Origin of the sequence: Fructobacillus parabroussonetiae, from assembly GCF_018437265.1 — a bacterium.
GTDB classification, from domain to species: Bacteria; Bacillota; Bacilli; order Lactobacillales; family Lactobacillaceae; genus Fructobacillus; species Fructobacillus parabroussonetiae.
Map to the genome: position 1 here is coordinate 76,281 of NZ_JAAMFL010000007.1, position 23,871 is coordinate 100,151.

Annotated in this window: 17 protein-coding genes and 1 pseudogene; 1 reads left to right on the forward strand and 17 read right to left on the reverse strand. The window is 47.7% G+C overall.

Annotation, left to right across the window (positions count from 1 at the left end; genetic code table 11):
- Positions 1–243 precede the first annotated feature (243 nt).
- The 13 genes from G6R30_RS04650 to recX all read right to left on the reverse strand — a co-directional run bounded on the left by G6R30_RS04650 (position 244) and on the right by recX (position 18,667).
- The gene (locus G6R30_RS04650; RefSeq protein ID WP_213821953.1) at positions 244–1,959 is read right to left on the reverse strand and encodes a glycosyltransferase family protein; all 1,716 of its coding nucleotides are present in this window, start codon (positions 1,957–1,959) and stop codon (positions 244–246) included.
- Between the two features lie 147 nt (positions 1,960–2,106).
- Positions 2,107–3,042 (reverse strand): phosphatase PAP2 family protein, encoded by a 936-nt coding sequence (locus G6R30_RS04655; protein WP_213821963.1) that lies wholly within the window; start codon positions 3,040–3,042, stop codon positions 2,107–2,109.
- Between the two features lie 47 nt (positions 3,043–3,089).
- The gene (locus G6R30_RS04660) at positions 3,090–3,815 is read right to left on the reverse strand and encodes a hypothetical protein (RefSeq protein WP_213821965.1); all 726 of its coding nucleotides are present in this window, start codon (positions 3,813–3,815) and stop codon (positions 3,090–3,092) included.
- 20 nt (positions 3,816–3,835) lie between these two features.
- The gene (mgtE, locus tag G6R30_RS04665; RefSeq protein ID WP_213821968.1) at positions 3,836–5,203 is read right to left on the reverse strand and encodes a magnesium transporter; all 1,368 of its coding nucleotides are present in this window, start codon (positions 5,201–5,203) and stop codon (positions 3,836–3,838) included.
- Between the two features lie 52 nt (positions 5,204–5,255).
- Positions 5,256–6,164, reverse strand: coding sequence for an RluA family pseudouridine synthase (locus tag G6R30_RS04670; RefSeq protein ID WP_213821970.1), 909 nt, complete (start codon positions 6,162–6,164; stop codon positions 5,256–5,258).
- Between the two features lie 261 nt (positions 6,165–6,425).
- A complete protein-coding gene (locus G6R30_RS04675) occupies positions 6,426–7,223 on the reverse strand; it encodes an NAD kinase (protein WP_213792343.1) in 798 nt (265 codons plus the stop codon).
- Positions 7,224–7,298: 75 nt separating this feature from the next.
- The gene (locus tag G6R30_RS04680) at positions 7,299–7,871 is read right to left on the reverse strand and encodes a GTP pyrophosphokinase (RefSeq protein ID WP_213792342.1); all 573 of its coding nucleotides are present in this window, start codon (positions 7,869–7,871) and stop codon (positions 7,299–7,301) included.
- Between the two features lie 129 nt (positions 7,872–8,000).
- On the reverse strand, positions 8,001–8,963 hold the full coding sequence (locus tag G6R30_RS04685; protein WP_213821972.1) for an ROK family glucokinase: 963 nt from the start codon (positions 8,961–8,963) through the stop codon (positions 8,001–8,003).
- A 170-nt stretch (positions 8,964–9,133) separates the two neighbouring features.
- Positions 9,134–9,382 (reverse strand): YqgQ family protein, encoded by a 249-nt coding sequence (locus G6R30_RS04690; RefSeq protein ID WP_213821974.1) that lies wholly within the window; start codon positions 9,380–9,382, stop codon positions 9,134–9,136.
- A 103-nt stretch (positions 9,383–9,485) separates the two neighbouring features.
- Positions 9,486–13,370, reverse strand: coding sequence for a helicase-exonuclease AddAB subunit AddA (gene addA, locus G6R30_RS04695; RefSeq protein ID WP_213821975.1), 3,885 nt, complete (start codon positions 13,368–13,370; stop codon positions 9,486–9,488).
- On the reverse strand, positions 13,363–17,004 hold the full coding sequence (locus G6R30_RS04700; RefSeq protein WP_213821977.1) for a PD-(D/E)XK nuclease family protein: 3,642 nt from the start codon (positions 17,002–17,004) through the stop codon (positions 13,363–13,365). Before G6R30_RS04700 ends, addA begins: the two co-directional genes overlap by 8 nt.
- A gap of 126 nt (positions 17,005–17,130) precedes the next feature.
- Positions 17,131–17,700 (reverse strand): nucleoside tri-diphosphate phosphatase, encoded by a 570-nt coding sequence (gene ntdP / locus G6R30_RS04705; RefSeq protein ID WP_213792337.1) that lies wholly within the window; start codon positions 17,698–17,700, stop codon positions 17,131–17,133.
- 166 nt (positions 17,701–17,866) lie between these two features.
- Positions 17,867–18,667 carry a recombination regulator RecX gene (recX, locus tag G6R30_RS04710; RefSeq protein WP_213821979.1) on the reverse strand — a complete coding sequence of 267 codons (801 nt, stop codon included), beginning with the start codon at positions 18,665–18,667 and terminating at the stop codon, positions 17,867–17,869.
- Between the two features lie 167 nt (positions 18,668–18,834).
- Here recX and G6R30_RS04715 point away from each other — a divergent pair.
- Positions 18,835–19,795 (forward strand): annotated as a pseudogene (locus tag G6R30_RS04715) (Dyp-type peroxidase).
- An 83-nt stretch (positions 19,796–19,878) separates the two neighbouring features.
- Here the strand turns inward: G6R30_RS04715 and holA are convergent.
- Genes holA through G6R30_RS04735 form a run of 4 tightly spaced genes read right to left on the reverse strand, consistent with a single transcriptional unit; the run spans position 19,879 to position 23,839 of the window.
- Positions 19,879–20,874 (reverse strand): DNA polymerase III subunit delta, encoded by a 996-nt coding sequence (gene holA / locus G6R30_RS04720; RefSeq protein ID WP_213821981.1) that lies wholly within the window; start codon positions 20,872–20,874, stop codon positions 19,879–19,881.
- Positions 20,855–21,415, reverse strand: coding sequence for a ComEC/Rec2 family competence protein (locus G6R30_RS04725; protein WP_213821983.1), 561 nt, complete (start codon positions 21,413–21,415; stop codon positions 20,855–20,857). The genes holA and G6R30_RS04725 overlap by 20 nt, the downstream gene beginning before the upstream one ends.
- Before the next feature lie 4 nt (positions 21,416–21,419).
- Positions 21,420–23,174, reverse strand: a complete 1,755-nt coding sequence (locus G6R30_RS04730; protein WP_213821985.1) for a ComEC/Rec2 family competence protein — start codon at positions 23,172–23,174, stop codon at positions 21,420–21,422.
- Positions 23,171–23,839: a helix-hairpin-helix domain-containing protein gene (locus tag G6R30_RS04735; protein WP_213821987.1), complete on the reverse strand. Its 669-nt coding sequence runs from the start codon at positions 23,837–23,839 to the stop codon at positions 23,171–23,173. Before G6R30_RS04735 ends, G6R30_RS04730 begins: the two co-directional genes overlap by 4 nt.
- Between the last annotated feature and the right edge of the window lie 32 nt (positions 23,840–23,871).

Sequence of the window (23,871 nt, forward strand, 5' to 3'; positions counted from 1 at the left end):
CACAGATTTGTACTTTTTAAAAGGATTTATATCTTTTTGTTATTAAATTTAATTTTTGTTTAAAAAAATTATATTGTACATGATATATACCGAAAAAAATTCTTATAAGCAAAAGTGATAAAAAGTGCTCTATAGTTAATTAATTTACAAAAAAAGCTCAAAAAGCTTAATCAAGGCATTGATAAACTTTCTGAGCTCTTAAATTCTTACATTCCTCATAAGATACAAAGGTTGTGAATAGTATTAGTTTTGGTTTAATTTTTTCTTCAATTCTAAAATAATAACTCCGAACAGAACAAGTAAAGATGTCAACGAGGGTATAATTTCCCACCATGGAATGTTTTGCTTTATAGTAATGCTATCCCCTTCGTGTATTTCTTTATTGATAGTAATCTGTCCATCTTGAACAAAAAATGTTATTTTTTTATTATTCAAAAACACATTAATATTTGTAAATTTATACGCTAGAATTGGTAATTTTATTGTTTGTTTAGCAATTGATTTTGTTATAGTGAACTTTATTTTGTCAGTTGTTGAATTAAAATTGCTAGTTCCCACACTTTCCTGACCATCCATCACCAACATATGCTTAACAATGGGATTTGCTTTCTTATCAGAAAGCAAAAATTGGTTTTTATCATCTTCTAATATCTCTTTTGGTACATAGTCAGAATAATTTTTAATACTCCAAAACTCAGGTATATTAAATGTACTTCTATCAAAGGCGCCAAATCCTCGCATGCCTGTTACATCCGTATTTGAAGAGAACTTTGAAAGAATGTCTTCCTTATTCGCGATTATAAACTTTCCATCCTTGCCTATATCCGGCATGTTTTGAGGGAAAATAATAGAGCTAACAATTATCAATATAAACACCGTATAGGTAGTTATAATCTTTAAAATTTGTATCGAAAAAGTTTTTTCGGATAAACAAACAATAGAAATTGCCACACAAAAATATAATCCAAAATCAAATAATCTAAGTGGTGTTTGAATAAAACTTAGAATTCCTCCTTGACTAAAGTAAGTCCAAGAAAAAGTTGACATACCAAAACATATAAAAATAAAAGAAATAATTTGTGCTAAATTTACTTTTCTTAATACATAAATCGTTAATAATATAAAAATGATTAGAACCAAATAAAGAGGTTTACTAAATAAGTCATTTATATAAATATATCTTGACACCCACCAATCTAAAGATAACTCTGGAAAGTTAATATTATTATTCAGTTTCACTAAAATCAATGGAACCGTCACTGGTAACGTTAAAAAGAAAACCAGCACACCTGCAACCGACAAATTTTTTACAACATCGACTCGATCTTTAAAACACAATAAATAAACAATCAAATAAGCTAAAATGAACAGTATTACGAAGAAAGTTGTCAAAACGTGTGCAAAAGACGTAAGGACAATACCAAAAGTTAATGGCAGAATTGTTTTCTTTTCATTGAGGTGTAGTATTCCATATGCAATTAGCGGAAATCCAACTTTGGCAATGCCAACACCACCGGTATTTTCAACTTCAAGAGCAATTACAAAAGATCCCCACAAAATAGAAAGTAACGTAGAAATGACAATTTCAGACTTATTTAAATACCGAAGTGTTATATACGAAACCACCATCAAAGAAAACAAAGTCAAGTAAATAAACAATTTATATTGTATAGATGGATCAATACTTCTTGGAATAATATTCATCAGTAACTGCATGTCTAATGATGGGTAAAAAACATTCGTTGCAACACCAATCTTCCCTATTGACATGAAATTCTGAGGATATAACCATCCCAAATAACTACTATGCAAATTATAAATGCGGGATAAATGAAAATACCCATCACTGCTCAATTGTACAGGTGAAGATAATAAAACATTCAATAATAACGCACTACAAAACGCCATTAAAAAAATTGGCAACAATTCAACCAACCTTATATAATTAATCTTTTTCATACTAAATTCCTATATTATTCTTCACAATCCAGTGAATCAAAAAAAGATGTCCCCTCTTTTATTACTAGTATTGTAATACCAATAAACCGCCAATGAATCAGATTTGACGCTAAGTGTCTCTATAATTATTGAAAGGTTATTTTCATTCTAATGTTTTGGATGTTCAACAAAATGTGCATCCAAAAATCGACTAGCAGTGTAAACTGCCAATACGACTATAAATGTAGCAATGGTCACATCAGTTAACCAGTGCGCACCAAGTCGAACCCTTCCGTATGCTGAACAAACACCAATGAAAACAGCCAACCAGGTTAATATTCTCTGCCATTTAATATTTTTTCTGGGTACCAAAAATGGTAAATATAAATAAAACCAGCTAAGTGTGCTATGTCCTGAAGGAAAAGAACGATATTCTGTTCCCGGATTAATTTTATACCATGCGGAAAACCCAGTACCCATTATTGTAGATAAATCACGCGGCCTTGCTCGCCCCCATAATTCCTTCAGAGTTTCCAGAGATGTACTTACGGCAACAATAACAAAAATACCAGCTAACGCTGCTCTTAATGAGTAATCCAATTCATCCTGAGACTGCTTTTGTATCCACTTATGAAAGTAATATGAACAAACAAAAGTAAAAAATATTGATAATACATCAAAAAGAAAACCTAATTTAGGATTCACTAATTGACTAGTGTTAAATGAATCTGCCCAACTTTGACCTATTTTATGATTATGTAGCACAGCTGCAGTGTAAAAAACATAATCATATAAAACGCTTCGCATCTGATTTAAATCGATCAAAACTAACCCGGTAGTTAAAATAATTCGTAAAATATGTTCTTTAACAAGTCGCCAAATAATCCAAGTTATAATTTCAAAACAAATTAAATAAACAAAATTTTTTCCCTGAACTGTATAATGTTCAAAAATGTGGCTAAAAATGGAATGATTTGTAATTAATATATTAGATATTTTTTGATCAAATAACGTTCCAATAAGCATAAGGACAAATATCAAAAAAATGAATGCGATTCCAATATTTTTTTCTTTTTTAGTTGTATAAAATTCTTTTTTTTTCAATTTCATATTCCTATATTATTTTTCCAGAAATGTATAAATAAAATCTTTCATAAATCCCATGACATCTTTTGAATTATTTTTGACACCAACAATGAATGGTTTTCTTCAATAGACTTAATTTCCCTATTTTTAATTTGTTTTAAACTCTGACTATTTTTCTCAATATGGCCAAAAAATACAAAGCAAAAACTATTCAAGATATTTTTTTTAGAAAGAATTTCTGATTCTAATTGTTTACTTAGAATCTTATAAAATGTTTGAACATACAATAGTTTTTCAATGTATTCTTCTTTAAGTTCAATTTCGGTAAAACCACCAACTTCATCCTCGAGGTATTCAATGTTTTTCCAACATTGTTCCAACGTGAACATCGAAATTGACAAATCAGTAAAGGATTCTAAAATTGACTTACTAATTAAATTCGATGAAATAATAATTCTATACTTTAATTCATTTTTATTTTCTTCAAAAATTGTGAAAATATCTTTTAAATCCTTATAAGAAATAGTTTTTCTTAAATCTGTTTTACAAGCTGGATCAATATGATAAGGATATGCACCTTCATACTCAATACGATCGAGTAGTTCTTCCGATTTAGATTCTATAGTCAACATTCTGAAAACTAATAAGTAAATACTATTTAAATCATCAAGCGCAATATCAATACCACTTTTTTTTGATATTTTTATGTTACCAAACAATCCAAAAATCGCTGCAATAATAGTAACAATAGGAATTAATTTAGATAAATCATTTAAAATAAATTTTAGCATACTTCGATTTTAATTCCTCTCTACTTCCCCACAAAGCCACTCAACATGGCTGTGGCGATGCTGAAGTAGATCAGGATGGAGGCCCAGTCACAGACCGTAGCGACCAGGGGACCGTTGATGACGGCTGGGTCGATGTTGAGACGGTTTAGGAGGGCTGGGACAAGGTGGGCCAGTAGAGATGAGGCCAGAATTGACAAAGCCAGTGAGAGGCCAACTGCCAGGGCCAGGCCGTCGTTGCCTTGCCAGAGCATGGTGACGAGGGCGAGGACGGCACCACCAATAATGGAAAGAACTAGAGCTGAGATGAACTCAGAGAAGAGGTTCTTCCAGCCGGATTGGTCGGAGCCGTTGCCGAAGTGGCGGATGGCTAGGGCCAAGGACTGGGTACCGGCGTTACCGGCCGTACCGGCGATGATGGTGATGAAGGCGGCGAGGATTGGTGCTTGGCGGATGGTGTGCTCAAACATGCCAATCAAGGCCGTTGAAGCCAGTCCTAGGACCAACAGCGTCAGCAACCATGGAATTCGCTTAATGGCCGAATGCCAGGCAGAGTCGTCGGTGTCGGAGACGTCGACGGCGGCAAGGCCGGAATAGTCTTCGACCGCTTCTTCGTCGATGACGTCGACGATATCGTCAACCGTGATGATACCAAGCAGGTGCTTGTCGGCATCGATGACGGGAATGGAGAAGAAATTATAATCAGCCACCACTTGGGCCACGTCCTGCTGGTCGCTATCGGCCGAAACGGAGATGACACGGGTGTTAGTGATGGAATCGATGGCCATGTCGTCCGGGTGGGTCAAGAGGTCACGCAATGAGACAACCCCAATCAGGTGGTTCTCGTCATCAATGACGTAGACGTAGATGATTGACTCAGCTTCTTCGGCCTGCTTTTTGACCTGGCGAAGGACGTCCTTGACTTTTTCGGAACGCTTCACGGCCAGGTACTCGGTAGCCATCAAGGACCCTGCGGTGTCGTCCTCGTACTTGATCAAACGCTTGATTTCTTTGACTTCGTCGGCGGGCATCAGGGCCAGGTAGTTGGCGACTTTTTTAGCGGGCATGGCCTGGAGTAGGTCAGCCTCGTTATCGGCAAACATGGCCACCAGGATATCGGCCCCCTTCTGCTCTGGCATCTCCTCTAAGAGGCCAACGATTTCTTCGGGATCGATTTCCAAGTTGTCAAAAATCGTTGCCAAAGTCTCGTCGTCCATGACCCGCCAAGCCACTTCACGAATGTTTTCGGGCAGAGCCGCGTAGACCTGTCCCTTTTCAAAGTCGTGCAGGGCCGTGAAGCGGTTCATAAAGAGGTCGTCTTGACCGGTGGTAATCAGGTTTGCTAACTCATGAACAGTTTCTGCTAACTGTTGTTCATTATCAAGTGCCATTCTTGCTGTCTTCCTTTCGAGGGGCTTTGCCCGCTCTAATCCGTCTAAATGCTTAATTTTCTTCGATATCTTTTAGGGCCGCGAGGTCCTCTGGCAGATCCGTTTGCAGGTGCCGTGTCATTTCTGCAAAGGGGTCGTAAAAGGCCATTTGGTAGGCGTGTAAGGCCTGGCGCTTTAAGCCATACCAGAGTGGTCCGCCGTAGAGATCATCGCCCACCAGCGGAAAGCCAATGTGCTTGAAGTGGACGCGAATCTGATGAGTCCGGCCGGTGTGCAGCTGGACTTTGACACGGGTCATGGGGTGTTCGGGGTCCTGCTCGTAGCGCTTTTCGACCCAGTATTCGGTCTTCGATGCCTTTCCGTCTTCAGTGACCGTCCGCTTGATGAAGTCCCCTTCGAGGCGGCCAATTGGCGCCTCGATGATACCATGGTCGTCTGGCAGAATGCCGGAAACATAGGCCGTATAGAACTTTTCAACCGAATGGTCCTGGAGTTGCTGGTCCAAAACGGCGTGGGCAAAGCGGTGCTTGGCCAACAGAACCAGACCGGACGTGTCACGATCCAAGCGGGTCACGACGTGGGGCACCAAGTCCTCGGCTTCCTCGTCAATCAGATGACCCTTCACCTGGTTGACCAGGGTGTGCAAGCGGTCGGCATGGCCGGGCACCGTCGTCACCCCGTAGGGCTTGTCAACGGCCAAGAAGTGCTCGTCTTCGTAAATCACCTTAATTGGTGAAAAGTCCGGCACAACCAGGTCGTTCCCCTGCTCAACCGGCATGATAATTGTGGCCACATCCCCCTTCTTCAGATAGTCGGAGGTGTAGACCTGCTTGTCGTTCACTAAAATAGCGCCACCGTTATGCTTCATCTGTGAAAACATGCGGTGGGAAACGCCATGGCTTTGGAGGAAGGAACGAACCTTGCGGTTCTCATCCCCTTCATACGTCCAAGAAAATTTCATAAGTAATCGTGATTTTCGCGGTGACCGCTTGGTCTTCGCGTCCTTTCGGGTGGGAGTTTGGTGGATATGTAGATGGGACAGCGATTATGGCTGTCGAAAACGATTCATCATTCGCTTGAATTGTCGTTGGTCGAGTGAAGTCGACATGCTCGCCGTCGACCTTTTTGTTCAGTCAAAATAGCGATGGATTGTTTGCTACAACGACTCGTTTTAAACAAACTCGTCGTCGGTCGAGTGAAAGAAGTATTTCTCGCCTTCGACCTAATGGTCGATATCGGCGATAAATGCTTCTTGCACTCTATGCCAAAAGTCCAGATGCCGGTAGGAGGCAAAGTGAATCGATTGCTCGGCCACTTCAAAGGTCACGGACACAACGTCCTCGGCCAGAATTTCCAGCTGATCGCAAGTGATCAAAAAGGACTGGTGCTTTGGCTTGACCGTAATGCTCTGGCCCGTGGGCACAATCAGAGGTGAACCAAGAGTACGAAAGACCCGGTTATTGATTGAAGCAATTTCTGACATCTGGATGGCCTGAAGGGATGGGTGGAGAACGGCCCCACCGTTGGCCTTGTTATAGGCCGTCGAACCGGTTGGCGTGGCAATGGCAACACCGTCACCACGGAAGCCTTCGAAGTGGTGGTCACCCAAGTAAATGTCGGCCACCAGCGTTCCAACAGGCTGCTTAACCGTCGCCTCGTTTAAGGCTAGGTACTCCTCCGTTGTGCCATCGACCATCTTAGTCGTTAACTTCAACAGTGGATAAGAAACCCGTTCCCCGGAATCCTTGACCAAGGAAGCGACCAGCTCCTTGACTTCGTTCCCCAGCCAATCGGTGTAAAAGCCGAGGTGGCCGGTGTGCAGGCCGACAAAACGGAGGTCTTCCTTCAAACCGATGTACTCGTGGAAGGCCCCGAGCAAGGTGCCGTCTCCCCCGACCGTGATGACCAAATCCGGATTGGCATCGTCTTGTTCAATGCCCTGGCGGTCCAATTCGGCTTTCAATTCTTTCACAATTTTCAGTGACCGTTCTTGGTCATTGTGATAGAGTGCGACTTTCATAAAACTTCTTTCTTTGGTGGAGTTCGAGTCTGGGCGGGTGCATCACCGAATGGTGCGCAATCCGGGAGTCGAACCCTAATCCATTTCCTTTACTTCGGCCAGTTCCTGTTCTAAGGCAAAGGTCTGCTCGGAAATCTCGGCCAGCTTTTCGGCCACTTCCGGCTTGATTTCGCCGTGCTTGTAGTTCAGGTCGTGTTCAATGGTTGACCAGAAATTCATCGCCATCGTACGAATCTGAATTTCGGCCAGCACCTTGGTTTCACCGGAGTAGAGCGAAACCGGGTACTCGATGACCATGTGGTAGGAACGGTAACCGGATGGCTTGGCGTTCATCACGTAATCGCGCTCTTCTAGGATGGTAAAGTCGGTCCGCTTACGCAGCAGCTCAACCACCTTGTAGATGTCATCGATGTACTTGGTCATGATGCGCAGGCCGGCAATGTCTTGCAAGTCCAAAGCCAGACGATCCTCGTGGAGGTGCCGGCGGACAATCTTCTCTTCAATGGAGGCCTGGGACTTAACCCGGCCCGTCACGGATTCAACCGGACGGGTGCCCGTTTTAACCTGACCAGTCGTCAAATAACCGAGCTTGACTTTCAGCTCGGCAACCGCCTGTTCGTATGGTTCAAAAAACGTTGTCCATTCCATGCTTGGACCTCCTTTTCCCGCAATGGCAAAATAACGCCACAATACCCTTTTATTTTACCATAACTTACCAGCTGCTTAGGCAGACAAAAAAGAGCAGCCAACTGGCTGCTCTTTGATTAATTATTCAAATTACTTGTTCTTTGCCAATGAAGCGGCACCGATAACACCGGCGTCGTTTCCAAGTTCGGCCAACTTAACAGTCGTTGACGTGCGAACCGTTGGGAAGGCGAAGACTGACCAGTTCTTTTCTACGCGTTCGCGCAAGAATTCACCGGCTGCGGCAACCCCACCACCAATAACGATGGCTGATGGGTTCAGGATGTTTGAAATCGTAGCGGCTGCGTAGCCCAAGTAGTAGGCCAACTTGTCAACCGTTTCGTTAGCAAGGAAGTCACCTTCCTTAGCCAAGTCAAAGATGATCTTTGACGTTACTTCGTCTCCGTTATCAATCATCTTCTTCAAACGTGATTCACCGACGTACTGTTCGGCAAAGTCCTGTGCCAAGTGCACAACACCCGTTGCTGAAGCATATTGTTCCAAGCAACCGTGGTTTCCACAAGTACACAAGTAGCCGTTTGGTTCCACGATAATGTGGCCAACTTCACCACCGGCACCGGCCACTCCGTGAATCAATTCGTGGTTGGCAACCAAGCCACCACCAACACCGGTTCCAAGAGTGATGAAGGAAACGTCGGCATCGTTGTTTCCGGCACCCTTCCAGGCTTCCCCGAGGGCGGCCACGTTGGCGTCGTTGTCAATCGTGAGTTCAAAGCCAGTTCCGGCTTGGATTGGTTCCTTGACGGCTTCTTCCTTAGCCCAACCAAGGTTGTAGGCACCCTTAACGGTTCCGTTAACACGGTCAACCGTTCCAGGCGTTCCCATTCCAATTCCGATCACACGTGAACGGTCCAATTGGTACAAGTCCAAGTGGTGGTTAATGGATTCAATGATGTCAGGCACGATGTGCATACCATCGCCCAAAACGTTTGTTTGAATTGACCACTTTTGTTGCACTTCACCTTGGTCAGTCAAAATCGCAAACTTGATGGTCGTTCCACCAAGGTCAACACCAATTAATTTATCTTTTGTCATGATGATTAATTGGTTCCCATTGGCCAAGGCAAAATGGGAACCGCCTCCTATTTCATAAGTTACAAGTCTATTTTAACAAAGGACATGAAAGTTTTGCAAGCGTTTACAAAACTTTTCTTTTGGGCATTGCTGAGCAATCAATGGTTCCAGCAAGGCCCTTTTAAAATCGCCTAATGACTAGCCGACTGTGCCGCATTCACATCGTAATGACTATTGTCACCGGTCCTCTCAACCTCTTGTCGGTGTTCCTTTGCCAAGATGACTTTCATCGTTTGATAGTCTTGATCCGACAGAACTTTGGCCTTGTAGAGATTGTCCACCTCAAGGGCGGCCACTTCGATATCCCAAAGTCGCTTACCGACGTGAATGTAAATCTCGTACTTCTTCAAATACTGCAAAATATCGTAAAAATTCTTCACGACCGTCTCCTTTGCTTTCATCAGCGTCAAGGGTGCTTCGAACTTTTTAGCAATTATAGCCGCTGAACGCCTAAAGTGCAAGCAGCCCACCGGCCGCTTCCGCTCAGTCCAAAGTCAGGTTCAACCCGGCCGACAACAAGACCAGCTGCCCTGACAAAACGTCGTAATCCGGGTACTCTTCCTGAAGGGCCTGGCGGTACAAATTCAGCTGTCCCGTATAGTTCTTACGCATCCGCTTCAGGGCCTCTTTTTGACGGGCACCGGGCCGTTTTGGCACATAGTCGGTCTTATAGTCAAAAATCGTCACCGTCTTCTTTCCCTCGTCAACGAAATAGCCGTCGACAATCCCGTGAACCAGAATGGGCTGTTCGTCGTTCAAATCAGGGTAGACCTCCTTGGCCGGAATGACCATGGCAAAGGGCGTCTCCCGCTTCAAGTTCGCATTATGCCGGGCTATCTCTTGGGCAAAATCCGAATGCAAGAAGGCAATCACCTGCCCCAAATCAATCAAAGGGGCCACTTCTTCGGCAATCTTCCCCTCTGAAACGAGGTCACCAACCAACTTTTCCAGGTCCCTTTCCTCAATCCAGGAGGTGAAGTCGACCAGCTGCATAATCAAGTGGGTGGCCGTTCCAACGGCCGTTGGGGACGGCTTGGCCTTCCCGTCGGTCATGAAGTCCGGCAGCGGCAGCTCGTCTTGGGTCAGCATGCGAGCGGCAGAAGAATCCGCCGCCTCCGCCTTGCTTTCTTCCACAAGAACAGCGTCTGCATGGCCATTCCTCTCCTCATCTCTTCGACCACCCTCAACTGCCTGCCCTCCTTCATCCAAGTAGAGGTCGGCCAGGAATGGCCGGTCCGGATCTTCGAAGAGTGACTTGATTTCTGACACCGATTGGTAGGCGGCCGTCTTCGTGGCGGCTTCAAATGAGTAGCGGTAGGAAAGCTTTGCTTGCAGTTCCTTTAAATCAGCCGGCTTCAAAGCGGCTGGCTTGGCAGTGACCGCCTCAGCATCAGCGGACGCCGCCTGACTGACACCAGCAACAAGCAAATCCACCGTTTGAGGCAAATCTTCCTCTAAAATCAGCTGTGTGTTAATTGCGCCCCCTTCCAGCTCGATTGGATGAGTCGCCTGCCCGACTGTTTTGAGGCTTGCCGACGTCATGATTTTATCCAAATCCGCATTCTTCGTCCGAGCAAGGGCTTGCAGGGTCCAATCCAAGTAGGAACTGGCCTTTAGGCGCTGACTTTCTGAGAGAAACTGGCCCTCTGCCAACTGTGCGTTTTCATAGAGCCGTTGAGTGGCCGTTTCCTTTTCACCATCCATTGGATCGACGCGACCAATCAGGTGCAGCTGCTGCTTGGCACGGGTCAGGGCCACGTAGTATAGCCGCATTTCTTCCGACCAGTTCTGCTTTTTAATGGCCTGTTTTACCGCGTACTTTCCAAGGGTTGGCAGCTTCACCTTGGCCTTTGGCTCCAAGTAGTCAAGCCCTGCACCAGCATCCTTTTGGAGGACAAAATTCGTCTGACTGTCCATTTGGTTAAAAGACTTATCCAAGTCAGGCAAGATGACAACGGGGAATTCCAAGCCCTTGGACTTGTGGATGGTCATCAGCGAAACCGCGGATTCCGAGGTTTCCTGGGCGACTTCACCAACGTTGCCACCGCCGTCTTGCACCTCCTCAATGTAGGCAATGAAGGCGTAAAGACCGGACTGGCCATTTTCTTGAAAAGTCGTCGCCCGCTGGTACAAGGCATGCAAGTTCGCCTGCCGCTGGGCACCGCCCTGCAGACCGACGACGTAGTCTAGCCAACCGGTGTCCTGGTAGATGGCCCAAATGAGGCCAACCAGGTCGTTTTGCCGGGCATAAAGGGACCACTTGTCGAACTGTTCCAAGACTTTTTCAGCCTTCTCGTCCTCTTTAGCATAGGCCAGAAAGGCCGTGTAAAAGTCGTGACCCTCATCCGCCAGACGAATGGCAGACAATTCATCTTCATCAAAGCCAAAAATCGGCGAACGAAGGGCGGCTGCCAAGGGAATGTCCTGGTGGGGATTATCCAGCACTCGCAACAAGTCCAGAACCAAATAAACTTCCATGGCCTTGTAGTAATCGCCGACCGACTCCGACTGAATCGGGATCCCGGCCTCGTGGGCCAAGCGGAGCAAGTCCGGGTAGACCGTTTTCGACCGGGTCAAAATGGCAATGTCTGAATACCGAATGGCCCGCATGCCATTTGGGGCCTCCTTATCATAGACCTGGCCGTTCAAATGGAGGTCCTGGACTTTTTTCAGCAGGTAGGTCAGCGTCTTTTCGCGGGTGCCGCGATCATCATCGTCTGCCTCTTCCTTGTCGGCAGAACTGCTGCCCTGATTCTTCTTTTGAATGGACAAGAGGTCCAGGTGAAAGACCGGCGGTACTTCTTCTGGAAAGGCGGCCTTTGGAATCAGCTTAGCCGATCCCTGATAAGGGACATCCCCCAGCTTTTCGTCCATTATCTGCGTGAAAATCTGATTAATAACCCGGGTCACGTTATTGTGCGACCGGAAGTTTTCCGCTAATTCGATTCGCTCATCGTCACTATCAGCACTGGCAAAGTCGTCGTACTTCGAAGCAAACAGCTGCGGAGCCGCCTGACGGAAGCCGTAAATCGACTGCTTAATATCGCCGACCATGTACATGTTGTGACCGTTGGACATATCCTTTAAGAAGGCTTCTTGCAGGCGGTTGACGTCCTGATACTCATCAACCATGACCTCTTCAAACTGGTTTTGAACCAATTCTTTGATGTCGTCCTTCTTTAAAATCTGCCGGGCTAAGACAACCAAATCAGAGAAATAAAGGACATTTGCCTCGGCCTTTGCCTTCTTTAAGGCGGCCAGGTAATCGCGGGTAACCGTCACCAAGTCAGCCAAAATCCGCTGGCCACGGGCGTTAACAATCTGCCATTCACCTTCGCTGAGACGGAAGAAGGATTCGCGGATCTTTTTCAGCGGGCTGTCCTGACTTTTCCCACTCGTGATGTAGCTCTCGCGATAAGTGGCGACTTTTTCAAGCACTTCGGCCACCGCAATCCGGTCCGAATCATCCGTTTCAAAGGCCTTTTTATCACGGTTTGGCCACTTCAACTTGGGCAGGGCCATGGCTGCCCGAAGGCTTTCATAGTCACCCTTTTTATCAATGATGGCAAGCAGCTGGCTAAGGTAGTGATCAACCTCGGTGAAGGCCAAGGCGGCATCGTCCAGCTTTTTATTCTCCTGTCCTTCAACAAAGGGCAGGAGATTCCGTGCTTCTACCAAAGCCTCTTCGACTGCCGGACGCACTTCGCCTGCCAAATACTCCTGGTAGGCCTTTTGTTCAGCAAGTGGTCGATTGGCATCTTCCCCATCGGCCAGTGAGTCCAGCCAGTGGTCCTCTTCCGGACGGGCAATGTCAAAATCCGCCAGCTTTAAGATGATTTCCTTTAAGGCATTGTCTCGTGAAACCGAGGCGAAGTTTTCCAGAACGTTCAAAAAGGCTTGGTGATCGGGGTTTTCATCATCGTAAAGGTCGTTAAAGAGGCTGTCCAAAACGCGGTTCTTGAAAAGCGCTTCCTCGGCTGAATCGGCCACCAGTCGGAAAGCCGGGTCCAAATCGATTTCGTAGTAGTAAGACTCAATCAGTTGCAGGGCAAAACCATCAATGGTCGTTACCGCAGCCGTTGGCAAAAGGGCCAGCTGTTCCTGCAGGTAAACTCGTTCTGCCGAATCCTGGCTGGCCTGCAAGACCTTGGTCAGCGCCTTTTCCAACCGTTCCTTCATCTCCCCGGCAGCGGCTCGGGTGAAGGTCACAATTAAGAAGCGGTCGACCGGAATTCGCTCGTCGACGATTTTTCGAATCAACCGTTCGATCAAAACGGTCGTCTTTCCGGAACCAGCGGAGGCCGAGACCAGGATGTTGTGCCCCCTGTGGGCAATGGCTGCTTGCTGATGTGCTGTGAATTCAGGCATTGTCGGCCTCCTTTCCGTCTGTTTCACTAGTTAAATTGTTTTCAAGGGCCTTTAGCACGGCCCCCTTCTTTCCCTGGTAAGTAAAGTTTTGGTACTGATCGCCCAGGGCGGCATCGAAGCGCATCACGTCGGTGTACTTCGAATAGGTCAACGACTGCTTGCTTGGGGCAATGCTAAAGTCCCCGGCAGCAATCTTGGCCGCCGCATTCAAGATCAACTGACGGTTGCGGGCCATCAGTAGGTTCAGTTCGTCGGCACTGACCACATCGGACTGGTTGGCGTTAAAGCCGCCCTTTTGCTTTTTAGCAATGGCGTAGGCCTCGGAAGGCTGACCGTACTCAACATAGTCAAGGGTATCGACATAGTCCTCGTTATCCAAATAGAGTCCATGGAGCTTGTTGCCTGGTGCCTTTAGCTGGCCAGCCAAAAGTTCGCCAAAGTCCCCCTTGAAGTCCTTAAAGCTGGTGACTTGGTCGTTAATTGGCGCAAAGAAGGCCCCAGCAACTTGACCGTCTGCGGCCATCCCCATGGCCTGGGCGTTTTCATTTGCCGCCTGCCAGTAGGCCAGAAGCTGCAGTTCCAGCCCGTTGGCCGCGTCAGCATAGTTGAACTTCTTACCGTTCAGCTTGTAGTCGACAATGGTACCAAAGTCGCCCACTGCATCCTGGCGGTCGAAGCGGTCGACTTTTCCACGGAGCTTAACGGACTGTCCAGCTTCATCTGCCATCACCATGGCGGGCAAGCCCTGCCGGCCCATTCCAAACTGCTCTTCGACCTGGGTTGGCCGCGATGTATTGCTCAAACGGGCGACATCGCGCAGGTTTTTCAAGACCCGCTTGGCCTGATTGGCCATAAAGTTCGCCTGGGCCTGCCCCTGCCCGGGTTCGGTCAGTTCGGCATACTCTGGCAGCTGTAACTGTTCTTCAAAGAGCTGGTTGACTTGGCCGTCGATTTTTTCATCGGCCAGGTCCGCCAGACGATCGTTTTGCTGGACCACTTGCAAAACCGCCCCTTCAAAGAGCGCGTGGTAAATCGTTCCTTCCAGCATATTGTTGATTTCAACAGTCGGCTTTTCCTTTAGACGCAGACCGTACTTCAAGAAGTACTCGTAGGGATTGCGGTAGAAGGATTCGACCTGGGAAATGGAGAGCATCAGCGGCCCCTGGAAGAGCCGCTTGGCTATTTCGACCGAGAGCTTTTTCGCCTTATTTTCGTAGTTCTGACTCGAAAGCACCCGTTCGGTTCGCTTTCCGTAGCCGGCCTTTTCTAAGGCTTCCTTTACCCGGTCAAAGTCTGGACCGACTTTTTCATTGTTTGGCAGTTTCACCAACTGCGAAAGGGTCGCAGCGGCCGTTCCGGCATAGGCTGAAGCCAGCTGACTCAGGTTTTCCGCCTGGGCCTTGACCGTTGCTAGTTCATCGATGCCAAAGGCCGAAGTCAGGCGCAGCACGTATGGTGAGGCTTCGTTTAGCCCACCGTCTTGATCGAGCAAGGGGTAGGAAAAGGTCACCGAATCGCTGGCCGCCTGCAGGGCGTTGTAAAAGACCAGCGCTTCTGAGGCCATCTGTTGCTTGGCCGTTTCCTGCAAGTAGCGGGGGTCTTCTTGATCTGCTAGGGCCGGTTGAACCAGCAAGCGGTCCTGATCAGACAGCAGGGACTTGTTTTTAATTTGCGCCGGTAGGGCGTTTCTAGTGGCGCCAATGAAGTAGAGCCTCTTGTACTTTTGGCTCTGCACGATACCTGCTTCCGACACCATTAGTTGGTCTAACTGGTTGGGAATGCCGGAGAATGTTCCACCAGAAAAGCCGGCCTGCAAGGCAGACAGGAAGGTCTGCCGGGAAAAGGCTTCAGTGCCTGCAATTGAAACGACCTGGTCCAAAATGTTGACAAAGAGTTGCCAGACTTCGCGCACCCGCTGGGCGGCAATCAGATCACCCTTTTCAAGTAGGTAGTCGCCTTGTTTTTGCACGGCCTCTGGGACTTTGGCCTTAACCAAAAAAGTCATCAGGGCTCGGGCTGCCGCCAGGTTCGTATCAGCTCCGTCCAGCACTGCCTTCAGTTCTTCCATTCGTTGGTGAATGAAGACTTTGAGCTGGGAGAGGCGGCGGTTGACTTTGGCATCTTCGCTAAAGCCTTCGGTCTCATCGGCCGGCAGCTCAAAGAGGGCAAAGCCCTTGCTGTCGTCCTGCCAAGTCTTCTTGGACACCCGGTGGCCGTCTAAGTACTTTTCCAGGTAGGCGACGGCTTCAAAGTAGGGTTCATCGTCGAGCAGCTGACCGTTTATGATTGGTCGCAAATAGCCGGTCTTCAAAACCGTTAGCAGTTGATCCTTTTGATAGAGCGCACTTGGATTAGCTAAGAGCGTCGTCGTCAGCTCAACCAAGGGATGGTTGCCCATCTTGACGTCGTTGTCCAAGAAATAGGACAAATCAAAGGCGTCCATCACGGCTGGCAAGTGCTTGCTGTAAGGATTCAGGTCGCGGGCCAAAACGAGAATGTCGCGGAGGTGCAAGTCGGGATTCAGACGCAAATCCTCTCGAATCCGGCGAGCGACTTCTTCCAGTTCGGCCACGGCGTTGGCCGCAACGAAGGCCTGGAGATTGGTCTCAGCGACTTGCTTTTCGTCTGCGGAAAAGTCCTGGTAGGCCCCTAACTTTTCCCAGGCCTGTAGGAGGTTTTTCCGGCTGGCAGCCGCACTGCTTTTCTGTGCGGCTTCAGCTTGGCCAGTCGCACCCGGCTGGTTTTCTTCCGACTGACTCTCTTCTTCCAGCACCTTGACCTGACAAGTCTGTCCGGCCTGCTTGGCCATTTCTCGGATTGTCCGAGCGGTTTCTAAGGGCTTTTCAAAGACCGAGCCGGCCGCCTGGTACTTCAAGGGGTCGTCTTTTGCCACTCTTCCGAGCAGGGCGATTTGGACTTCGCCCTTTTCAATCAAGAGCTTAACCACGGCCCATTCGGCTGCGGTAAAACCAGTGAAGCCATCAAAGTAAAAGATGGCATCCGACAAGTCGGCGTCCTTCATTCGGCTGGCAAAGTCCGGCAGCATTTCTTGAGCCAGTAAGTAGTCCTCACCCATCTTTTTGTTAAAGGCGTCGGCCACGATGGCCAAGTCACGGAGCTTCTGCTTTAGCGCTTCGGCCGTTAAGGCCTCCTGCTTGTCTTGGCCGTTGACCGCTTCGACAATCGTTAATAGGTCTTGGGCCGAAACCCGAGAAGCCCGCAATTCGGTTAACTGGGCCACCAGTTTCTCAATAAAGCCCTTCTTGGCAGCCATGCGCGCAAAGATGGGCAGGCGGTCCTTTTCTTCTTTTAGAATGTTTGAAACCAGGACAAAGAGCCCGGCAGACCCAAGGGTGGCCGGCTGGGTCAAGCCCTCATCATCCAGCAAGCGCCAGGCCAAACGGGACATGGAATAGACCTGCACCTGTGATTGAGCATAGGGCTGGTTCTTGCCTTTGCCATTGGCCTGGGCCAGACGGGATAAGACGTCGACTTCCCCATCGAATTTGACGTGGTTTGGCACCAGGTAGAAGATCCGCCGTTTTTCACCCGCCTTCATGCGTTCGGCAATGTCTTGCACCAGTGCCTGTCGGCTGTCGATTTCCCCTGCTGCAATGTTTACGGTAACCGTCATCGAATACCCCTTCTACGCCTTTTTACAAGTCAAAGCAATTATGCTCAATTGGTTCTAACTGTTTGTGAAACTATCTCTGTCTATTGTACAAAAAAAGCCCGGATAAAATCCGGGCTTTTTTCTTGGTCAACGACGATCGTTCAACCGCTGTTGCATCAAATATTGGTAACGGGAGTACCAGACATCCACATACCCTTTTGAAAAAGGACCCTTGCCCTGGTCAATCCAATCAACCAGGATTTTAACGTGGGCCTTCAAGATTTGGTCTACCTCTTTGGGGTAGTGCCATTTCTTACTGTGGGCCGCGTATTCATCCGCGTCCAACAGGTGCTTCTCACCGTCTGGAAAGACTTTGACGTCCAAGTCATAATCAATGTACTTGAGCGCCTCTTTATCTAATGTGTAGGGAGAAGCCAGGTTGCAGTAATAGGAAACCCCGTTATCGCGAATCATCGCAATAATATTAAACCAGTACTTTTTATGAAAGTACACAATGGCCGGTTCGCGGGTCACCCAGCGCCGGCCGTTATCTTCTGTCACCAAAGTATGGTCGTTTAATCCAATGATGGCATTCTCACTGGTTTTTAACACCATGGTGTCACGCCATGTCCGATGCAACGAGCCGTCGTGCTTATAGCTTTTGATCGTGATGACATCCCCTTCGCGTGGACCGCGACTCGGCTTATCAACAATCATGCTCGTCCCACTTTTCTGACAAAAAATTCCTTTTCGATTATATCATATTTTTTACGAAAGGAGATTAAAGATTTACGATGGCTAGTGGGAGGAATGAAGATTCTTCTTTGAGCTTAGATAACCTACTCCGCCCCTTAGTGACAGAGCGCCCTTTGACCCCTTTTCTTCAATCCATGCCAAAGTCGAGCTCTTCCAAGGCCCACTCAATCGTCTCACCTGTATAGCCCTTAGCGTAGAGTTTGCTTTTGACTTTGTAATAGCGTTCTTTAGCAGTTCCGGTCCGTTGTCGGCGAAGGGCCTTTTCGGCCTCCTTACGGGCGTTTTCCCGCTTGTCTTCCTCATCGGCTTCAATGTCAATCTCGTTAACAGCCCGGCTGGCAATGTCAAAGGAGAAGCCCTTTTGGGCCAGTGACTGGGCGGTCTTTTGCTGGCGAATCCGCGTCGAATCACGCTTATGCGTTCGGGCAATCTTTTCAGCCAGCTTCACGGCCACTTCCAGCTGTGCCTCTTCTGGATACTCTTCCATGGCCGCTTCAATGAGAGGCTCGGCCACTCCAGCCTTCTTCAACTCCATGGCAATCGCCCGAGGGCCCTTGGGTGAAAAGACCTGCTTGGTATTGACATAGGCCCTGGCGTAGGTCGCGTCATCTAGGAGCTGCTGTTCGACCAGGTAGTCGATGACTTGGTCGATAACCCCTTCTTTGATGTCCTTGCTCTTCAAGCGATCGGCGACCTGCTTTTTGGTCCGAATGGCCGGAGACAAGTAATTCAGCGCCACCTTCAGGCCCTGATCCACCAAATCGGCCGCCTTAATGCGCTCGATTTCTTCCTTGTCTAGCTCTCGCCCCTTCATCAGGCCAAACTTGGCCAGGACGTTTTCCGAGATACCGAAGGCAAAGCGCCCGTCTAATTCAAGATTGTAGCGACCCGCTCTTTTTTGAGTGGAAATTTTCGTGATTTTTGCCATATGGTCATTTTATAGAGAAAAGTTCAAAAAGAAAAGTCGGAAATACTATCCCTTTTTCTAAGCAATTCTTCTACTTTAGATTAGATTAAAATCAATCTAAACTTTTGTAGTACAGCCCGGCCTTATAGGTTATAATATCTTTATCAAAGAGAAGTGAGGATAATATAATGCCAATCAACCCAGCGATTGCTCAAGATGTCTGGAAGGACATCGGACAAAGTGTACAATTCACGGTTTTAAAGTTTAAAGACTTGCCAGCCGAAGAATTGAAAGAAGTAGTGGAGGCTTTTGCCGACCGCTCGCAAGCCATTATTCGTTCATTACGAATTCGCGACGGTCAAAACGATGGAACGCCTTCTCAATTGAAGGTGGCAATCGGAATTTCAAACCACGCTTGGGATATCTTATTTCCAAATACTAAGAAGCCAAAAGAATTAGAAACTTACGAGACTTTAAAAGGTCCTAAGTACGAAATGCCGGCAACGGAAGGTGACCTCTTCTTCCACATTCGGGCCCAACAACCAAGCCGTTGTTGTGGAGTGCCAGAGCCAGTTTATGAAGTTCTTGAAGGAATACACGGAAGTGCTTGATTCAACCCAAGGTTTCCGCTACTTTGAAGGTCGTGCCATTATCGGCTTTATCGATGGTACCGAAGCCCCAGCCATGGAAGATGCCGCACCTTATGCCATCATTGGTGATGAGGATCCTGACTATATCAACGGTTCATACGCCTTTGCCCAGAAGTGGCGTCACGATATGGACTTCTGGAACAAGATGAAGACTGAACACCAAGAAAAAGCCGTTGGCCGTGAAAAGTTCACCGACTTGGAATTGGAAGATGAAGACAAGTATCAAAACGCGCACAACGTTGCTTCACAATACGATGAAAACGGTGAGGAACAAAAGATTATCCGAATGAACGTTCCTTATTCGGACCCTGCCACTGGCGTTACCGGTACTTATTTCATGGGTTATTCCCGTTACTGGCACGTGACAAAGGGCATGTTGATCAATATGTTGGACCAATCGGACTACTTGTTGACTTTCTCAGACATTTTGACTGGCCAGCTCTTCTTTATTCCATCACGCGAAACACTGGAACAAATCGCAGACGGCGAATTCAATTAATCCAAAAAAGACTTGCTTTCAAAGCAAGTCTTTTTTTGTTTCCAATAACTCAGATCAGCCATAAGAAGATTCGACATTTTCAATCAAAAATTCACCATAAAGGTTTCAAATAAGAAGAGTGAGTCGACTGCTTTGGACTTCATCTGAATTTCCATGTCCAAAATTTTTAAAAAGCCATCGCGCACCTTCCCCAAAGGATAGGTCCGTAACGATTGCCGGGCCAACTTCACTCGAAACGGATGAATGCCAAGGGCCTTGCCCGCTTCGGCGTCTGATCCCGACAGTGAGGCAACTTGCAAGAGTAAGCGGAATTGACCAAGCAACAGGGCATTTAGGCGAAGCGGTGCTTCGCCGTTTTTCACCAGGTCATGGTAGGTCCGAATCGCGGCTTCGCGTTCGCCCTTTAGGACCAGATCCGCCAAATCAAAGGCTTGGGCGGTCGATTCTTTGATGACCAAATCATCGACTGCTTGCCGAGTAATTTCCTTACTATCCGCTGCATAAGCCAATAACTTGGGCAATTCCTGCAACATTTTACTATAAGAGGCCTGTGTCCGCAGCAATAGTTCCTGCTTTGCATCGGCCGCCATTCGAAAGCCTCGTTGTTCGAGCAAGCCCTGTAAGGCCTGCCCCACTTGTCGCTCATTCAGCCGTGGCAAATCGAGGCGTTCTGCCTTTGCTAATACGGTTTTTGTTAATTTCTTCCGCTTGTCCAGCTTGAGGTCATTGGCAAAAATTACCAATAAATTACCAGGAATCGGATGTTCAATCACGGATAAAAAAGCTTTTTCCAGACTGTCCGATAACTTCCCTGTCGCTGTCAAAAAAGTCGGGTTCGTCAATCGAACCACTCGGTGGTCACCAAAGAAAGGTGGCGCCGTAATATCGGCGATCGCATCGTCTAGACCGACAGCCGAAAAGTCATAGGAGGCATCGTTCATTTCCTGGTCTGCTTCTGGAATGATTGAAGCAAAGAGGCGCTTGGCCTTTTGCAAAAGCGCGGGCTCTTCACCAGTTACCAAATAAAGGTCCGGGAGGGCCTGATTATCAATTTGTCCTTTAATATCCTGCAGGGTCATGAATGCTTACCTCAAAATGTCCGTGATTTCCTCGATAGCTATATCTTAGCATACCCTGCTCTTGTGTACTGTAGACAATCATCTTCTCCTTTTCAGCAACGTCTAACACTTCTTGATGTGGATGCCCATAACGAGAATTTCGGCCGGCCGACACGAGGCCCACTTTGGGCTGCCAGTGGGCAAAGACCGTCGGATCGGTCGCCGTTTTCGACCCATGGTGGCCAAATTTAACAATGGTTGGGGAAAAATCTGGGTACTTCGACCATATTTTCTGCTCGCCGTTACGGTCCAAGTCACCAGCTGTATAGATACTTTGCCCACCAATTTTCCCCGTCCAGGCCAAAGAATCGTCGTTTCCTGCTAACCCAGCCTCAAAGGGATAACGAATGTTAAGGGGGCAATTCGGAATAGTCGTTTGATTCGTCGCTTCAACCACCCGAGTCCGCTGTAAATACGGTTGGATTTTTTTTTGAAAGGATGGCAGCGAACGCATCCCGGCTGGAATCACCAGAAGATCGACACGAAAATTCTCAAGGATCACCCGGCTATCGCCAATATGGTCCTGATCTTGATGGGAGAGCGCGAGGGTATGAATGTGTTGAATTCCCCTGGCGTGAAGATAGGGCAAAATAACGGAACGAGCCAGCCCCTCCTCTTGCCTTTGCTTTTTTTGCTTCGATTGCTTTAGGGCGCAGGTCTTCGGGATGCCCCGTTCGATAGTTTGGCTGAGGACCAAACCGCACCTTTCCACCGGTGTCAATCATCGTCACCGTTCGGTGCCTGGGCTCAATCAAGACAGCGGCATCCCCCTGGCCAATGTCAAAAGTCGTCCACTCCCCCTCGGCAGGCCAATGAATCAGCACAAAATTACCCAACAGTATGGTGAACCAAGCCGCAATGACTAATCGCTTACCTGTTTTCCCTAACGGCAGCAGCCAAAAGGGCAGCAAAAATAAGCCAATTAACACGGGCCAGGAAAGCGCTCCAATGACAAACTGTCCGGGTAAGCGACCAGCCAAGGAAACAGCGGTGTCAAAGAAACGAATGAGTAGATTACACAGGGTCGCTAAAAAAGACCAAGAACCAAGAAAATACCCCAGCAGAGTGGCCGGTAAAACGGCGCTTGTAAAAAACGGGATGGCCAAAAGATTGGCAACCGTTTGCCAGCCATTCCAGACATACTGCTGTGACAAAATTAGCGGAAAGGTCACCAAGGATAGGAAAAGGCCACGTTTAATCATGCCCAACTGCTTCGATAGAATCACCGCAAGCGTCAAGGAAAAGGATAACTGCCCGCCTAAAGTTAACAAAATAGCTGGCGAAAGCAGCAGACTCCCAATCAAGGAATAAGACCAAATCTGAATTGCAGAAATTCGCCAACGGAGGTACCGGCGAATAATTCGCAGTTCACCAGCCAGCAGCGCACGAAACAAAACGGCTGGTGACGAAGTAAAGAGATAAAAGAGCGGTAAGAGAACCAATAACACCCCATCCCCCACTTCCTGTTCAATCCGTAAATAGCGGAAGAATCTTTGCACTGTTGCCGTCAAGAAGGCAACGTGGAGACCAGAAAGAGCAAAGAGATGGAGCAAGCCTAATTCTGCAATCATGGGATTATTCTGATAGAGCTGGCTCGCTTTTGAGGCCAGGAGTAACGAAAGGGCATAGTCACGAAGGGGATTGGGTAACCGTTCCGCCAACCTTTCGGCTCTGAAATGGGCCCGGTGCAGAAAATCAATCAGGGCAACAACGGGATTGGACGCCTTTGCCTCTTGCATTGCCACAGTCTTCAATTGAATTTGATGCGTGACCTTTTGACTCTGCCAGTAGCGGCGAAAGTCAAACTGGTAATCGTTGGTCGGCCCCATAATCGGACGCTTTTCACCTTGGCCCAGCAACCAGCGTGCATGGTCACTTTCAATAAAGCGATCCAAATCTTTCTGACTCGTGGCTTGGTAGTTAAAAAGTACCTTCTCCCCGCTTTCAAGTCTTCCTTGTCCAGAGACTGTCCCCTCCGTTGTCAAACGAAGCTGATCACGCTGCACCCGAATGGCCATCTCATCAATAAAAGCCGGCCGTTTTGCCTGATTGGCAAGTTGCTGCTGTCCAAAAATAAAATAAAGCGCCAAAATGCCAGCACTCAACCAAAGCATCAGAAAATGACGAAGGCTTCCCACTGTGAACGTGCAGAAAACGGTCAAGGTCAGCAGCGCCGCCGTACAAGCGTTTGCTTGATAGAGGAAGCTGGTAAAACTAGCCAATAAGATTGCGAATAAAAAGTCGGTTCGAGTTCGCCTCATAAACTAACGGCATCCTTTAACTGCTCAAATCGCTTCGGCCCTATTCCAGAAATGTCTTTCAATTCGTCAACCGATTGAAAAGGGTGTTCCTCTCGATAGGCAATGATCTGTTCAGCTTTTTTCGGGCCAACACCAGACAGGCCTTCCAATTCTTTTTGACTGGCGGAGTTCAACCGAACCCGACCACTGTCTGATCCCGTTGTTTTGTCCTTACTGCTTGTGCTTCCAGGAACGGTTCCCACGTTTCGTATTGCTGGTGGCGCCTCCCCTTCCTTTGCGATGTAAACCGCCATGCCATCTTCTAGATTCTGAGCCAAATTCAGCTCGCTGACATTGGCCTCCTTCGTCAAACCACCGGCTTTGTCAAGAAGATCGGCTAATCGAGAGCCAACCGGTAGCGTGTAGAGGCCGGGCTTTTTCACGGCCCCTTTCAAATCAACCTTGAGCGTGGTTGGCGCTTTTGCTTGTGACGAATGGCCCTCGCTTTTTACCGGTTGAGTCGTTTTGCCACCGGCCGTAACCGTTGTCGGAGTGGCCGATTCTTTTGGTGTCGAATGAATGAACGTACTGAGCAAGAAGAAAAGCAATAGAAACAAAAGGCCAAGCGCCCACCAGTACTTCTTAGCCAAGGCCCATGACTGTTCCCAATTAAATCGATTGAGCATATCCCACTACCTCCTTAATCGATAACACGAAT

Bases quoted from the DNA above. Each gene is read 5' to 3' on its own strand.
- G6R30_RS04650 (WP_213821953.1), bottom strand. From the start codon at position 1,959: ATGAAAAAGATTAATTATATAAGGTTGGTTGAATTGTTGCCAATTTTT.
- G6R30_RS04660 (WP_213821965.1), bottom strand. From the start codon at position 3,815: ATGCTAAAATTTATTTTAAATGATTTATCTAAATTAATTCCTATTGTT.
- mgtE (WP_213821968.1), bottom strand. From the start codon at position 5,203: ATGGCACTTGATAATGAACAACAGTTAGCAGAAACTGTTCATGAGTTA.
- G6R30_RS04670 (WP_213821970.1), bottom strand. From the start codon at position 6,164: ATGAAATTTTCTTGGACGTATGAAGGGGATGAGAACCGCAAGGTTCGT.
- G6R30_RS04675 (WP_213792343.1), bottom strand. From the start codon at position 7,223: ATGAAAGTCGCACTCTATCACAATGACCAAGAACGGTCACTGAAAATT.
- G6R30_RS04680 (WP_213792342.1), bottom strand. From the start codon at position 7,871: ATGGAATGGACAACGTTTTTTGAACCATACGAACAGGCGGTTGCCGAG.
- G6R30_RS04685 (WP_213821972.1), bottom strand. From the start codon at position 8,963: ATGACAAAAGATAAATTAATTGGTGTTGACCTTGGTGGAACGACCATC.
- addA (WP_213821975.1), bottom strand. From the start codon at position 13,370: ATGCCTGAATTCACAGCACATCAGCAAGCAGCCATTGCCCACAGGGGG.
- G6R30_RS04700 (WP_213821977.1), bottom strand. From the start codon at position 17,004: ATGACGGTTACCGTAAACATTGCAGCAGGGGAAATCGACAGCCGACAG.
- ntdP (WP_213792337.1), bottom strand. From the start codon at position 17,700: ATGATTGTTGATAAGCCGAGTCGCGGTCCACGCGAAGGGGATGTCATC.
- recX (WP_213821979.1), bottom strand. From the start codon at position 18,667: ATGGCAAAAATCACGAAAATTTCCACTCAAAAAAGAGCGGGTCGCTAC.
- holA (WP_213821981.1), bottom strand. From the start codon at position 20,874: ATGACCCTGCAGGATATTAAAGGACAAATTGATAATCAGGCCCTCCCG.
- G6R30_RS04730 (WP_213821985.1), bottom strand. From the start codon at position 23,174: ATGAGGCGAACTCGAACCGACTTTTTATTCGCAATCTTATTGGCTAGT.
- G6R30_RS04735 (WP_213821987.1), bottom strand. From the start codon at position 23,839: ATGCTCAATCGATTTAATTGGGAACAGTCATGGGCCTTGGCTAAGAAG.